Source organism: Leptospira meyeri, assembly GCF_004368965.1.
In the GTDB taxonomy this organism is placed as follows: Bacteria; Spirochaetota; Leptospiria; order Leptospirales; family Leptospiraceae; genus Leptospira_A; species Leptospira_A meyeri.
On the sequence record NZ_SORO01000001.1, the window covers coordinates 2,981,284 to 2,995,925 of the forward strand.

Sequence of the window (14,642 nt, forward strand, 5' to 3'; positions counted from 1 at the left end):
ACAGACCTTCTCGTAGTCCAAACCATGGGGAAGGACCGTCCAACATATGGGATTTATGAAAGCCTCCCTCATCTTAACTGTTAGTTTATGTCTCATTAGCTGCGCCCCGGCGAAATCCTCTTATTTTGGAGAGGAGTCTTGGGCCGGACTAACTTCCTCTGGCGCTGAAATTTCTTTCTCCCAATTGGAAAAAGAGGGAATTGCCATCAACGTATACTCACCCGATTGTGTTCCTTGTTGGAAAGAGATACCGGCACTCAATCTTCTTCACGCAGAAATCGAAAGTCGCTTCCCATCGAAAGCTTTATACATGGTTGTAGACCCTTACCAAATCGTACCTGATATAACCGATGAGCGTCCGTTTGGTGAAGTTTACCAGTTGGCAAAAGCCAGAATGGAAGTAGAAATCAAAAATAGAAATATACGAGTTCCCATCGTGTTTATGAAACCACCTTTTCGTGTTAAAGAAGGGAGTCTGATTACAGGAACACCGGAAACAATGTTGTTCGCAACAAAACCGATGAGATTGTATTATAATTTTTTGGGATCAATTTCGGAACAAACATCTCCAGATGTCATTCGGAAGGATGCCAAGTTTAATTTCTTTCGTTATCAATTTGGAATGGAATCATTATGAGAGCAGTATTCATAAGATTTATAGATTGTGAAGGTCCAGGAATTCTAGAACCTCTACTTCGCGAAGCAGGGTATCGAATCAGTTTTCAAAATGCTTATGACAGACGAATTCATTTGATGCCAGAAATTCATTTGAATTTTGATTTAATTGTTATGTTAGGTGGCCCTCAATCAGTTGCCGATCCAGCGGAACAGGAATTTTTTAAACCATATTATGATATAGTCAACAACGTGGTCGCTTTACCCAACAAGAAATTAATTGGGATTTGTTTAGGCTCACAAATCATTGCAAAGGCGTTAGGTGCCAATGTTCGTCCAGGCACAAAAGGACCAGAGACGGGGTTCTCTGATTTACAATTGTTAAAACCAGAACATGTTATTTTTAAAGGAATTCAAAAAGAATCAATCCTTGCTTTCCATCTTCATGAAGATATATTTGATATCCCTGTAGGAGCGGAACATTTACTTGCGAGTGATTTTTATGCAAACCAAATGTTCTCTTATAAAAACAAGGTTTTTGCTTTCCAAACTCATTTAGAACCAACCTTAGAAATGCTTCGTGTATGGCAGTCTGTCCATAAGGAATTTATAGCAAAGGGCAATGGTGATTTTTCTGAGATTGAAGTTAAACAAAAGGTAATGGCAGAAACTGCTAATACTATATTTCGAAATATTATAAAATTATAACGGACTCGGTATGTTTCAAAAAATATTAACAATTTTATTCGGTAGTAAGTATGAAAGGGATTTGAAAAGGTTAAATCCCATCGTGGATGCAATCAATTCTTTTGAGCCGACAATCAAAGCTATGGACGATGAAATGTTGTCCTCACAAACCAAAAAGTTTAAAGAAAGACTTTCCTCTGGTGAAACTTTAGATGATATCTTGCCGGAAGCATTTGCAACTGTCCGCGAAGTTGCCTATCGAACATTAGGTATGCGTCACTTTGATGTACAGATGATGGGTGGTATTTCCTTACATTGGGGAAATATATCTGAGATGAAAACCGGGGAAGGTAAAACCTTAACTTCAACCTTACCAATCTATTTAAATGCACTTTCTGATGAAGGGGTTCATGTTGTTACGGTAAACGATTATTTGGCGAAAAGGGATGCCAATTGGATGCGTCCTGTATTTGAATTTTTAAAAGTTTCAGTTGGAGTTATCCAACATGATATGGACCATGAAGAAAGAAAAATTGCCTATAATTCAGATATTACTTATGGAACTAATAATGAGTTTGGCTTTGATTATTTGCGTGATAATATGGTTAGTTACAAAGAACACCGTGTTCAAAGGCAACATAACTTTGCTATCGTGGATGAGGTGGATTCAATTTTGATTGATGAAGCAAGAACTCCTCTCATCATTTCTGGCCCTGCAGAAGAATCAACAGACAAATACATTAAAGTAGATAAAATTATCCCTAAATTAATTGAGGGTGAAGACTACGAAATTGATGAAAAAGCAAAGAATGTCATTTTATCTGAGGCAGGTGTCCACCATGTGGAAGAATTGTTAGGCGTTGAGAATTTATATCACGCAGAAAATATTGAATTGGTCCATCATGTCCAACAAGCATTAAAAGCACATAAAATATTCTATAAAGATAAAGATTATGTTGTCCAGGGTGGAGAAGTCATCATTGTTGATGAGTTTACCGGCCGTTTGATGAAGGGACGTAGATACTCTGATGGATTACACCAATCCTTAGAAGCAAAAGAGGGTGTGGCGATCGCTCGTGAATCCCAGACATTAGCCTCCATTACTTTCCAGAATTATTTCCGTATTTATAAGAAGTTAGCTGGGATGACAGGAACAGCAGATACGGAAGCAGAAGAATTCAAAAAAATTTATAATTTAGATGTAATTGTCATACCTTCCAATCTAAAAATCCAACGTTTGGATATGGCTGACAGAGTTTATAAAACAGAACGTGAAAAATTTGACGCAGTAGTCAAAGATATCCAAGAAAAGGTTTCAAAAAAACAACCAGTGCTTGTGGGAACTATCTCCATTGAAAAATCAGAAGTTCTTTCTAAACTTTTAACTTCACATGGAATTCCACATAACGTATTAAACGCAAAACAACATGAAAGAGAGTCCGAAATTGTAGCCAATGCAGGTCGCCCTGGAGCCATCACGATTGCAACAAACATGGCCGGTCGAGGAACGGATATTGTTCTTGGTGGTGCACCAAAATACAAAGAAGATCTAGAAAAATTAGATGATCTTAGCGATTCTTTAGGAATTAAAGCAAAATCAGAATTAGAAGTGATTTATAGTTTTCGGGAACATTTGATCAAACAAAAGTTTGAAGAGGCTGAAGCCAAAACTTCAGAAATCAAAAACGAAAACATCAAAAAAGAATGTAATAAGATTTTAACTGAAGCAAAAAAATGGAAAGTAGATCATGATTTTGTGATTGGTGCTGGAGGATTACATATCATCGGCTCCGAACGACATGAATCACGCCGGATTGATAATCAGCTTCGCGGGCGATCTGGTAGACAGGGGGATCCTGGTTCTTCAAGATTTTATTTGTCCTTACAGGATGATTTGATGCGTATTTTTGGTTCAGATCGTATTGCGCGCATTATGGATACACTCAAGATGCCAGAAGGACAAGAGTTAGAACATAGTATGGTTTCCAATGCAATCGCTCGTGCACAAAAACGAGTAGAGGGCCATAACTTTGATATCAGAAAGCACTTGTTAGAGTATGATGATGTGATGAATCGTCAAAGGATTTATATCTACGGAATTCGTAACGAACTTTTGGACAAAGGAAACATGTCTCGGACCATTGTTGACTTCTTTGACGAAGTTGTTGAAAACCAAGTGATTCTTTATTGTGAAGGCAATAATGTGGATGCTTGGGAAGTTGACTCCCTCAATGAGTGGATTCAAAGTTTAGGTATCTCTGAGTCAATTGATCCTAAACAATTTAAAAAGGAATCAAACCCGCAACTCAAAGTCTTTGAGGTGCTTTCCAAGTTAGTAAAAGAATTATATGAGTCCAAAGTATCTTCTATTGGAGAAGACGTTTGGCGTTCGATTGAAAGAAATGTGTTTTTAGACATTTTGGATCACAGGTGGAAAGAACATCTATATGCAATGGATCATTTGAAGGAAGGAATTTGGACTGTTGGTTACGGTGAAAAAAATCCTTTGATTGAATACAAACTTCAAGGTTTTAAGATGTTTGATCAATTGGTTGAGAATCTTAAAAATGAAGTAGTTTCTTTCCTATTAAAAATAGAAGTGACTGAATCGGATCGCAATCAAGATGAATCTTCGCCGAAAGAATACAAAAAAATTGGTGAGGAGCAAAGAGCCGAGGTAGATATGTTTGGAAATGAAGTTAAATCTAACAAAACCAAACCTCAAGTATCTTCCACTACTAGCTCCGGTGGTGGATCCGAGAGAAAGTCGAGTCGTAGAAAGAAATAACGACTCAATCACTGGTTCTTCGATACACATCCAACTCTTACTTACAAATTAGCATAAATTCTAATGTAGTGAGAGTTGGATTCATTCAATATACTTAGCAACCACTCCATCAATATCCGACCCGTTGTTATAAGAATGTGGGTATACATAACCAGATCCTGTATTTGGATTTGTAACTGCTGAGGCAGAAATCATTTTAATAAATTTAAATCCATTGGTTTGGATATTTGAACGAGCTGTCATATCACAATTGGCACCGGGTCCACCGACGATTAAATCATCAAGATTGAATCCATCACCACCTCCGACTAAAAAACCACTGCCTGAAGAGGTAAATAATTCATCTAAGGTAAATGGCTTTGTTGCCATATTATAAATAACAGGTCTTAGACCACCAAATCCCGGCCAAGAAGAGATTTTATTACTATCTGCCACTGAAGGATTGAAACCACTCAAATCAAATCCACAATAGTTTGTTCCATCGAAAGAAACTTGAACTACCATTGGATCAAACGCATAACGATCGCTAGTTTCTGAAACTCTAAAGGGATTTTCATACACTATAAAATCAATTCCAGTAACATTTTTAACCGTCTTTCCTGCCCAAGATAGAATAATCGTTGCCCCAGCACCTGTTAAATTTAATGCATAAACATCCAAAGATCCGGAAAATTCCCCCCCACCACAAATACCATTGGTTGCTTTAGATGAAACGTTAAATCCACTCACTGTGGAATTGGCTGCGACTACAGTATTTGCAATGGGGATCGTTGTTGGAAGAGTTGTTGGTGGGCACGGACCCACTGATGAAGAGTTTGTTAGTGGTAGTGCTAGTAATGTTAGTATGAGCTCATTATTATTTTCTTTCTCAGAGCATTGTGAAAAAGCCAAAGTGATAAATAACAAAGATATTATTGATTTAATTTGAAACTGACCCATGAATCGTCTCCTCTTTGCCTTTATCCAAATGAATAAAGGCAAAATTTTTGAATTTAAAAAGTTCTAGTTAAGAAATTAAAGGCAAATGATCCATTGCAGCCTGCTGCTTTGGGATTTGTTGTATGAACTGTTCCAGATGCTTTTCTTGAGGCTAGGTCTGTTTTAGTTTCAGTTAACGACGGTTTGCCGTTAAATACATCACAAATTAAAATTTCATTTTCAGAAGTGATAGTCCATATTAAAGCCGAAATATTGGCACTGTTTTTTGGTTTGTAATAAAGCACTCGTTCTGTGTTGTTAAATTCCACGATTTCAGCGTTGACTCGATAGGTTGAAGTTCCTGCTCCATTTACATAATCAACGTATAGATATCCCGTAGTGGTTCCGAAATTGGATTGAATTGAAACTGTGTTGGAACCTGGAGTGTTACATGTTCCAGCAGAACAGCTAGCTTGAAAGTATGTTCCTCTAATTTCAATTTGGCCTGCTTCTTTGGCAGATGCCTCTGCTGTTTTCAATAGACCTAATACTAGATTATTGTCTGCTTCCGATTTATCTACTTTGCCACTATCTGCACATGCTGTGGCAAAGAGTACAAACAACATTATGATTGTTAGCTTAAGTGAAATTTTCATTTAGATTCTCCTAAATCTTGGTTTGAATTTAGGGGAACACGGACAGGAAATAGGTTTATCCAAGTCAGAAGACGAGAAATCTTAAAATCTATAAATAGATATGTAAGTAGTGTTTTTTCCATACGGGTGCCCCGAGTTTACCTTCGGGGCCCCTTTACAGTATATGTTGATACAAATACCGTAAGTGTGCAAAGTTCCCAATCCACGAGAAAACATTGCGGGGAAGATCTGGCTTATCACCTAATACAGCTTATACTATATTTGGTGCATCACAGTTGCGGGTCAGCACAGGAATTTCACCTGTTTCCTCCCTGAAGGTAATGCCAGAGTTCCAAACACGATATTATTTGTCAATTCAATTAGTTTATCTTTGTTTTGTCTGATAGAGACTTCAGGAATGAAACGATCAATTCAATTTCTGAATCATTGATTGTACGGTTCAGATTGTACTGATTCATTCGCCTTACTGCCTCTTTCAATGAAGGAACGCTTCCATCATGAAAATAGGGCGGAGTCAGTGCAACATTACGTAACGGAGGAACTTTAAAGTAAAAATCATCCGCAGGGTTTCCGGTAAACTCTGACCTACCAAAATCATTCGGGTTGTAAGAATACTTTGAATCTAACTTTGAAAATTGGGATCCCCCCAGTAGATTTTTGGTATGACAGTTGTTACATCCAACATCTAAAAATATTCTTAGTCCCTCTATTTCATAGTTTTCAAGTGCCCGTACATTGGATTCAACGAAATCATCGAATCGAGATTTTGAAACAAGAGATCTTTCAAAAGCAACCAAGGCAAGACGAATGGAATGAATGCTCGGACTTGGAGATTCCGGAAAAGCATTTGCAAAAAAAGAAGTATAGCTTGGGTCGTTTTGGATTCGTGTCAGCAATTCTGTATCGGAAGGTAAAGACATTTCCAATGGATTAATAAATGGATCAATAGCTTGGTTGTATAATGTATCCCGTCTTCCATCCCAAAAAAGGAAAGGTAAAAAACCAACATTAAGAATGGTCGGAGTATTCCTTTTTCCAATTTGGCCGAATGTTCCTCTTGAAGTAGATTGTCGATCCATTCCGGCTGCATTCCCGTCTAACGGATGACAAGTGAGACAGGACTGAACATGGTTAGAGGAAAGTTTATTATCTCTAAATAATTTGTTCCCCAAGGCAATTTTTTCCATTGAATCAGATTCTGAACCAGGGATGAAATTAGGAAGTGTACCAATTTTCTTTCTAACAACCCCTTGTAACTCTGTGGCACTCAACTGATTTGAGAGTAAGTCGATAAGGAATAAGTTTATAATTGAGTCTTTTTGCGAGTTGGTTTGTAATTGGAATTTACAGCTAATTAAAGTTATATGTAATATAAAAAAAATTAAGAAATTCGATTTGTCTCTGATTTGTTTTCTATGGTTTTGAGAAGGGGATAAGGACATAGGAACCAAACAGGGAACCCATGCCTAATCGATCAATTCTATTTTTTGGTTCTTTTTCTGAATTTCTAAAAACTTTAACCGAGAGTCTTATCCTTTTGAGACATTCGTTTAATTTTTGTTAGTGAGTCCGGAAGGAATTTGTGACAATCGCAATGGTTCCTGCGATTTCTCCAATTTTTTGGCTAACTTGGTTTAAGTCTTCAGAATTATTTGCCAGTTCTTGTGCACTACCAGAAAGAGTATTGATTGTATTTACCATATCTTCTGAAGCTTTTTTCTGTTCCCTGCTTGAAAATTCAATTGTCTCTGCCATTTCTTGTAAGTCGTTTAATTCTGTTGTTACGTTGATTAAACTATTTGTTTGAGTAGACATTTCTTCTTTTAATCCATCTACACTGTCTTGCATTCTTTTTGATTGTTCAACAATTTCACTTAACGCATTTACCGTTTCATGAACATGGTTTGCTCCAATGGTAACTACTGAATTACTTTTATCGATGAGGCGCTTAATGTTTTTGACAGAAGATTGAGTTTTGTCAGCTAATTTTGATATTTCTTCTGCCACAACGGCAAATCCCATTCCTGCATCGCCTGCACGAGCAGCTTCAATACTTGCATTTAATGCTAGTAAGTTGGTTCTTTCTGAAATCTCCGTAATGAGGTCTACAATTCCAGTGATTTCTTTGGTTACGGATCGGATTTCCGACATTGCATTGTCAGTGTTTTGAACCGATGTATTACCTAAGTTTGCTAAATTTGTGGAAGTAATGGATTGGTCGGTTAATTGCAGAAGGGCTTTTTCGATATTGGAAATTGAACCTTCGATGTTTTTCATTTCCTCTGTAATTTTTACAATGTTTTTAGTTTCATTTGTAATGAATTCAAACATGATTTCGAATGAGGTTGTGAGTTCTTCTAGAGAAGCAGCCGATTCTTCTGAAATGGATGCAAGTGAAGAGGCATTATCAGAAACAGAGATTGCATCTTGTTTTAATTTATAGGCAGCTTTTTCTGCATCACTGACCGATATTTTCAATTGATTCATGATATGATTGAGATTTGCTAAAAAACGGTTGATTGACTCTGTAATTTTTCCAACTTCATTTTGACCAAAGTTGGGAAGGGTTTTGGTTAAGTCTGCTTCCCCGCTAGAAAGTTCATTGACTTTCGAAAGAACAGACACAAGAGGTTTGTTTATACTTCGAAAAATAAAAATAACAAATATTGTGGATATAAATAAGGAAAACAAAACTAAAAGGATGTTTATGTTTCTCTGGAAGGACAATAATTGAATTCGGTCATTCACTAATTTCTCAAGGATTACAATAGAACGATCCTGGATGTCCCCGGCGGTCAATGTTCCTTTGTGAATCGTTGTAAACAATTTTTCTGAAGAAGAAGGTTTTGTTGTGGAGACGATAAATGTTTCCTTTAGTTCTCGAATGTAACTTTCGCATGATGTTTTTGCGAGAGTTTTTGCATTCATTAGTTCTTTTTCATAAGGAGATGTGTCTTCAATAGATTTTGTATAGGATTTTTGAATTTCGTTGCATGTGGTCTCGATAATATTAATCGCTATTAATGCCTTTGTATAGCTGACACTTGAGTATTGTTTATTTTTACTAGTTGTATTCGTATACTCATCACGAATATTCTCTTTTAATACTGCAATATTCTTTAATATTTCTGGTATTCGGAAAAATATAATCTCCATTTGGTAATAAGAGTTTACTTCCGGATCAAGGATGAGGTTTGAAAGGTCACCAATCTTCAATGCTAGTTCTTGTGTATCCCCGAGAAAACGAAGGCTTGTGGATTGGTCAAAAAAATTGACATTCGTGTATTTTATCCAAGTGACCAATTCTTTAGTATCTTTTTGGAATAGCTCCGTTTCTTCGATTTTTAGATTCGCTGCCTTTATCAGTGGAATTAAATCAGTAGTGCTTTCTTGTCCAATTTTTAGTCGTTCTAATCCTTCTCTGTATGCAAGATAAATTGGTTTTAAGGTATTAACTCCCAATTGTTCTTTTTCTGAAAATTGAATCGTGCCATTCAGTGATCGTACTAAAATAAGCAGAATGATGATTAGTGATACAATGAGTGGAAATGGCAAAAGTAAGAGTCTAGTTTGAATGGATAACCGTGAGAGAAATTTTGACATAAAACAGTGTATCTTCCTGAAGTGGACGAAATAAAATTCCACTTAACTTCTAACGATAATTGATTTTCAATAAATCAATCATTTAATTTTATAGGCGTAAGAATGGGAGGGTTTGTGAACAGATCCTTAGTATTGATTGTATTGTTCGTTACTGCTTCATGTGCTCGCACGTTAGAAGTCAAAAACCAAGAAAGTCTTTTTGAAAATTGTATGAAAACATTTCAAGATGAAACCAAATGTCGGGAATTTATGTCTAAATCGGCAAAAGACATCCAATCCGAAGAAGAAAAACGTGAAGAAGTTTTGGCCAAGCTAACAGCAGAACAACTTGCTGGTATGAAACTTCGAAAAGAAATCAAGGACACTTTACCTGGTAAAAACGGAAATTTTGTTCGCGAGTATATCGGTGATCCAGATGAAGTCAAACATGGTGGAGATCGAGAGTATTGGGTTTATAGAAGGCCAATCAGTAAATTTTCAGGAGATTCTCTTCCTGATAAAGAAATTACAGTGATCTTTCGAAGGTCATTTGTTGAAAAAGTAGAGTATAAAAAACCTTAACTTTTCGTTCCATTTCGTTTAATGGTTTGGTCGGATTTTTAAAAAGAAGAAAATAGTCAGGAGAGATTGTCCCCTGACTTAACTTTTGTTAGTATACCAAGTATCCAGTCAAATCTACTGTTGCACCAGCAGCTGTTGTATACGAAGCGTTACAAGCTGCAAACGCACCCGCAAGGGCTTGTTGCGCAAGGCCATAAGTAAACTGTGGTAAGTTACATGGTTGAACTGGGTCATTTACTTTTTTGAGAACACATTCTTTTAATGCGTTCAAATCATCAGTAGTTTTGCCTTCTAATTTAACTAGAGAGCAACCATTGCCTGAGTTAAAGTATTCTTTCCCTCCAACACAAGAGTTTGCTGCGGTATAAGCAACAAGACAAATTTGTTGAACTTCATTGAAACTTCCAGAGTTGACTAGGTAAAGTAGAGCTGTTGGGTTATCTTCTTTTTTTGCACCAGACTCTGTGCAGCCAACAATGCCAGCTGCCAAAAGAAGTGCAAAAGAGATCCCTACTAAACCAGATTTAAAGGATTTCATATTCTTTTTCATCGTTTTCTCCTTAGAATTTTGCTACCATACCGACGATAATACCATTTTGGTGGGAAGCCGGTCTTCCAGAAGTATCTACGAATTGTTGACCAGGACCCCAATCTCTTCTTAAATCTACTTTAACTTGGAGGTTTTCCGTTAAGTCGAAAGTAGGTGTGAAAGTAAGGGTTTTGATTTGTCCGTAGTTACTAGTAGCTCTTGCACCAATCGCATCTTGGAACTTAAGGTCATATCTGTCTGCAGGGGTTACTGCAAATAGAGGAGGGTTTACTGCAAGTGAACCACCATAACGTTTGTCATCAAGATACTCAAAACGGAAACCAAGTGCAAAGAAGTTAGTAAACTGATACTTCGCTTGTAATTGGTATGTTTGGTATACTCGTTTTACTTTGTTTTCACGAGTAAAACTTGTGTCTTTTGTGAATCCAGCAGCAACTAAACTTGGATCTAAATCAGGAACAAGACCTGGCAGAGCCGCATCTAATTTTGCTTTTGTGATTCCAGATGCTTCATATCCAAATGCTGCTGTATTTGTTTGACCTGTTCTTTCACCATAAGTATAGTCAAAGATAGTAGTCAATTTATCAGTAGGTTTGAAGATCAAAATTAAGTTTTGAATCATCCAGTGGTCAGTATGGAAAGAAGATTGTTTAGGAAATGAAGTTCCAGTAGATTGTTCAAGATAGTAAAGCGCATTGTTTTGTCTGCCTTTGATGTTATCATTAGCTTGCAATGTGTTCCAAACTACTTGGAATTTATCAGGTACTACATCATACTTCACTTGTGTTCCAATTGCTCTTGTAGGGTTTGGACCATCTGCATAAGCATGTTGTTGTGTGCTAGTTAGACTTGATCCACCTGCAGCATCCCCGTAAGGAGTAACTCCGACGTATCCAAATTGTTGACCATTTCCTGTATAACCAGTCCCTTGTGCACTGTTGTAAAGGTAAAGTCCTGTGGATAAGCGATCGTTAATTTGAAGGTTTGCTCTTGCACCAGTATGGATAAATGGGATTGTGTTAAAGAACACATAACCAATCGTGTAAGCGATGTTATCCTTTGAGTCAAGAAGTTCCAAACCAATGTGTGTTGCCATCTTTCCTACGTCAACTGTCAACCCTTTAAGTACTGGGAAGTATGCTGAAACATAAGCTTGTTGTAACAACTGCATGTTATGGAGAGAGTTCGTTGTTTGATACGGACGTTCTTGGTACATGTTGTTTTGTCCGTTTTGCATATCCAAACGGAAACCCCATGGACTTTCTTTATCCGCCAACTTCTCCATAGATAGTTTTACTGCATTCACAGCAAACTGCTTGTTGTAAGTGTGGAAAGTTCCCGCTGTATCTTGTGTAGCACCTTGCCGGTTGTTTGTAGTATAGTTATAGTATACATCCACATATCCGGAAAAATTTACCAACTCATACCAAGACTTATCCTTTTCCTTTTTATCCTGAGCAAAAAGGGAAGCTTGGGAAAATAAGGTAGCAACGATCGTCGCCAACAGAGTGTATTTATTTCTCATTTGCCATTTCTCCTATGTGAACTTGTTGTGCAAGTTGTGTACCAGGTTGGCGGAAATTCTACTGGGCATTCAGAGAAAAAAAGAGAAACACTGTATTTGAATGGGTTCTTTCGAAAAAAAAATAAATTTTTGATTAATAAAAGAACAAAAAGGAAAGCAAATGAGATCGAATTCCGATTTTAATTAATCAGATTGCTTATAAATTGTGCAGAGTGACGCAATAGTCCAGAATATTCATTTTCTTTAGGCGCATGTAGGACAAGATCCAAAAGGTGATTTAAGACGGTTCCGTAACTGGTTTTTGGCAGGTTAGGGAAGGATTCAGCGAGGTGATTGCCGTTCAGTTTCAGATCTGTCAGAAGCAAAGGGGGTTCTTCTTCCCAAATTTGAACCAGTTGCATTGTGGTTTCTCCGAAAATGGGGGTTAGTTTGAGAATGAATTCCCTATCGATTTTATATCTTGATTGAAAATGTCGCTTAACGGGCGCTAAATATTCCTTTTTTAATGAAAACTCATCTACGTTGTTTTTTTTGAGACCTGATTCCCATTTGGAAATAATGTCAAAGAACAATAAGCAGTCTTTGGTATTTTGGCCTGAAAACTTTAATGTTCGTAATATTGATTCTAACTCTTTTAAAGTTGTTTCCGCAATGAAAGAAAAAAAAGCCAAAGCCAATTGGAGTCCGATGATTTCATTGGATGTTCGGTCCAGTCTTTCTAATATATCCTTTTGAGGAATTAATTCAGTTGGAAGATTAGGTAGAAAAATTTGAAAGATACCTTCTTCGGCGAGTAGTTGGATCATCCGAGAAGGGTGTTGACCTAAAAAAGATTTTAGAATTTCATCTTGAAAACGTTCTAAGGATATTTTTTTTGTAATTTTTTTTGTTTCATGAATTGCTTTTTTTGTCTCCGGTTCGATTGAAAAATTCAAAGTACTAGCAAATCGTAAAGCACGAATAGGGCGTAATCCATCTTCAGAAAATCGTTTGATTGGGTTTCCAATCGTACGAATTGTCCTTTCTTGGATATCTTTTTGTCCAGAGTGTTCATCAACAAGGAGACCTGTTGTTAAATCAAATGCCAACGCATTCATTGTAAAATCTCTGCGTTTTAGATCTTCTGATAATGTGGTTCCAAATTCTACATGGTCAGGTCGTCTCCCATCCGTATAATCTTTGTCAATACGATATGTTGTAATCTCGTAATGGATTTTATCTAAAACAACTGTTACTGTTCCATGTTCGATTCCTGTGTCGATAACGGTCCGAAAGAGACGTTTGACTTGTTTTGGTTCAGCATTTGTTGTTAAATCGTATTCTTTCGGAATTTTACCCATTACCAAATCGCGCACCGAACCTCCGACAAGGAAACATTCAAACCCAGCACGTTTCAGAGCCGAATCAATTTGTAATAGGTGGTTTAAGTTGTTTTTAGGGATTAACGATTGAGGATCTATTGGCAATTTCTACACTTGCCTCTAAAAACAATTTCAACCGATTCTGTAGAAAAACCTTTTAATTGTTTGGCGGAAGGGATCCCATTCCAAGGGTCATCAATACATTCAATTTTACCACAAACATTACAAATCAAATGCCCATGTGCTGCTGAAACAATATGGTTTCCATCAGACTTTAATTCGAAGTAGGTGACCCGATCTGTGGAATGAAGCGAATTTAATAGGTTTTTCTCTTCTAAATCAGATAAGGCTCTGTAGATGGTCACTCTGTCCCAAGACTCTTCTTTGGGGAGTTTTTCCATGATTTCTTGGTGGTTAAGGGGTCTAGGGGATCCTTGTAGAATGGATAGAACTTGTTCACGATTTTTCGTTACTTTTAGTCCGATTTTTTTTAGTATTTGAGAAGGATCTCCAGCCATGATTTGTTTATCCTGTGATGGGCGAAGATTGTCTATTCTAAAATCACGTTTGCTTTCCAGATTTCCCAATAACGGATTCCCATGCGTGTGTGGACTTGTAAGAATTCTTCAATTTCTCTTCCTTTGTTTTTTTCGACAATGACAGGAGCAATTCCTAAATCCAACTTTCGATTGAGAATGGAATCGATTTCTTCTTTGGCCAAATCTGTCACTTTTTCACAATCTTCTTTTCTTTCTGTGAGTAGCGTTTTGTTTTTCTCACAAAAAGTTGCTGATCGAAAGTGTGATCCAGTCTCTAAAAGCTCATCCAACTGTTTTGTGGCTGACTTTTTACAATTCGAAAAGGCAGTGATCAGAAAAAAACTGAAAAGAAGATAAATACAAAACTTCAAGATCAATCCTTTTTATCTTGAGCGAGGTTTGCTAATTGATCTGCTCGTGAGTTTTGTTCTCGAGGGATGTATTGAATTTCAAAGTTTTGGAAAGATGATTTTAAAGTATCACATTTAGTTTTAAAAACAAGTAAGTCTTTATTTTTTACTTTATATTCACCTTTCATCTGTTTAACGACAAGTTCGGAATCCAATCGGAATCGAATTTTCTGAAGATTTTGGTTGATGGCTTCTTCCATCCCTCGATATAAGGCTTGCCATTCTGCTACATTGTTTGTTGCGTTTCCAATTTTTTCAGAAAGAAAAAAAAATTCGACTCCATCATTGTTTTGAAAGGAAACACCGATTGCTGCAGGTCCTGGATTTCCGCGGGAACTACCGTCACAGTAAATGAAGGTGGTATCTTTTGTCGACATAGCCGACAGTCTTTTCTGTGTATTCAATCCTCACCAATCAAAAACATGAACT

The 14,642-nt window shown here is 37.0% G+C and carries 14 protein-coding genes and 1 riboswitch; of the genes, 4 read left to right on the plus strand and 10 right to left on the minus strand.

The genetic code is table 11. The features are described 5' to 3' along the window. Positions 1–55 precede the first annotated feature (55 nt). The 3 genes from CLV96_RS13970 to secA are packed head-to-tail and all read left to right on the plus strand — an operon-like array spanning position 56 to position 4,090. Positions 56–637, plus strand: coding sequence for a TlpA family protein disulfide reductase (locus CLV96_RS13970; protein ID WP_243836489.1), 582 nt, complete (start codon positions 56–58; stop codon positions 635–637). After that, positions 634–1,323 carry a type 1 glutamine amidotransferase gene (locus CLV96_RS13975; RefSeq protein ID WP_004786727.1) on the plus strand — a complete coding sequence of 230 codons (690 nt, stop codon included), beginning with the start codon at positions 634–636 and terminating at the stop codon, positions 1,321–1,323. The genes CLV96_RS13970 and CLV96_RS13975 overlap by 4 nt, the downstream gene beginning before the upstream one ends. A 10-nt stretch (positions 1,324–1,333) precedes the next feature. Then, a complete protein-coding gene (gene secA, locus CLV96_RS13980) occupies positions 1,334–4,090 on the plus strand; it encodes a preprotein translocase subunit SecA (RefSeq protein ID WP_004784538.1) in 2,757 nt (918 codons plus the stop codon). Between the two features lie 81 nt (positions 4,091–4,171). Here the strand turns inward: secA and CLV96_RS13985 are convergent, their stop codons facing one another. The 4 genes from CLV96_RS13985 to CLV96_RS14000 all read right to left on the minus strand — a co-directional run bounded on the left by CLV96_RS13985 (position 4,172) and on the right by CLV96_RS14000 (position 9,267). Continuing rightward, positions 4,172–5,029 (minus strand): LIC_13355 family lipoprotein, encoded by an 858-nt coding sequence (locus tag CLV96_RS13985; RefSeq protein ID WP_004785175.1) that lies wholly within the window; start codon positions 5,027–5,029, stop codon positions 4,172–4,174. Positions 5,030–5,082: 53 nt separating this feature from the next. Then, positions 5,083–5,664: a hypothetical protein gene (locus CLV96_RS13990; RefSeq protein ID WP_004786052.1), complete on the minus strand. Its 582-nt coding sequence runs from the start codon at positions 5,662–5,664 to the stop codon at positions 5,083–5,085. Positions 5,665–5,868: 204 nt separating this feature from the next. After that, positions 5,869–6,015: riboswitch (cobalamin riboswitch) on the minus strand. Between the two features lie 8 nt (positions 6,016–6,023). Further along, on the minus strand, positions 6,024–7,106 hold the full coding sequence (locus tag CLV96_RS13995; protein WP_004787058.1) for a cytochrome-c peroxidase: 1,083 nt from the start codon (positions 7,104–7,106) through the stop codon (positions 6,024–6,026). Positions 7,107–7,224: 118 nt separating this feature from the next. Next, entirely contained in the window at positions 7,225–9,267 is a 2,043-nt protein-coding gene (locus CLV96_RS14000; RefSeq protein WP_004785154.1) for a methyl-accepting chemotaxis protein, read from the minus strand. 114 nt (positions 9,268–9,381) lie between these two features. Here CLV96_RS14000 and CLV96_RS14005 point away from each other — a divergent pair, with 114 nt between their 5' ends. Continuing rightward, entirely contained in the window at positions 9,382–9,828 is a 447-nt protein-coding gene (locus CLV96_RS14005; RefSeq protein WP_243836490.1) for a hypothetical protein, read from the plus strand. 88 nt (positions 9,829–9,916) lie between these two features. Here the strand turns inward: CLV96_RS14005 and CLV96_RS14010 are convergent, their stop codons facing one another. From CLV96_RS14010 to CLV96_RS14035, 6 genes are all read right to left on the minus strand, one after another. Beyond that, complete coding sequence (locus CLV96_RS14010) at positions 9,917–10,378, minus strand: hypothetical protein (RefSeq protein ID WP_004786414.1); 462 nt, start codon at positions 10,376–10,378, stop codon at positions 9,917–9,919. A 10-nt stretch (positions 10,379–10,388) separates the two neighbouring features. Then, positions 10,389–11,903 carry an outer membrane beta-barrel protein gene (locus tag CLV96_RS14015; protein WP_004787479.1) on the minus strand — a complete coding sequence of 505 codons (1,515 nt, stop codon included), beginning with the start codon at positions 11,901–11,903 and terminating at the stop codon, positions 10,389–10,391. 179 nt (positions 11,904–12,082) lie between these two features. Next, on the minus strand, positions 12,083–13,369 hold the full coding sequence (locus CLV96_RS14020) for a CCA tRNA nucleotidyltransferase (RefSeq protein ID WP_004785506.1): 1,287 nt from the start codon (positions 13,367–13,369) through the stop codon (positions 12,083–12,085). Continuing rightward, positions 13,360–13,782: a Fur family transcriptional regulator gene (locus CLV96_RS14025; protein ID WP_004786486.1), complete on the minus strand. Its 423-nt coding sequence runs from the start codon at positions 13,780–13,782 to the stop codon at positions 13,360–13,362. Before CLV96_RS14025 ends, CLV96_RS14020 begins: the two co-directional genes overlap by 10 nt. 32 nt (positions 13,783–13,814) lie before the next feature. Next, positions 13,815–14,174, minus strand: a complete 360-nt coding sequence (locus CLV96_RS14030) for a hypothetical protein (protein ID WP_004785833.1) — start codon at positions 14,172–14,174, stop codon at positions 13,815–13,817. A 2-nt stretch (positions 14,175–14,176) separates the two neighbouring features. Further along, a complete protein-coding gene (locus CLV96_RS14035) occupies positions 14,177–14,590 on the minus strand; it encodes a ribonuclease HI family protein (protein ID WP_004784785.1) in 414 nt (137 codons plus the stop codon). Positions 14,591–14,642: the final 52 nt, after the last annotated feature.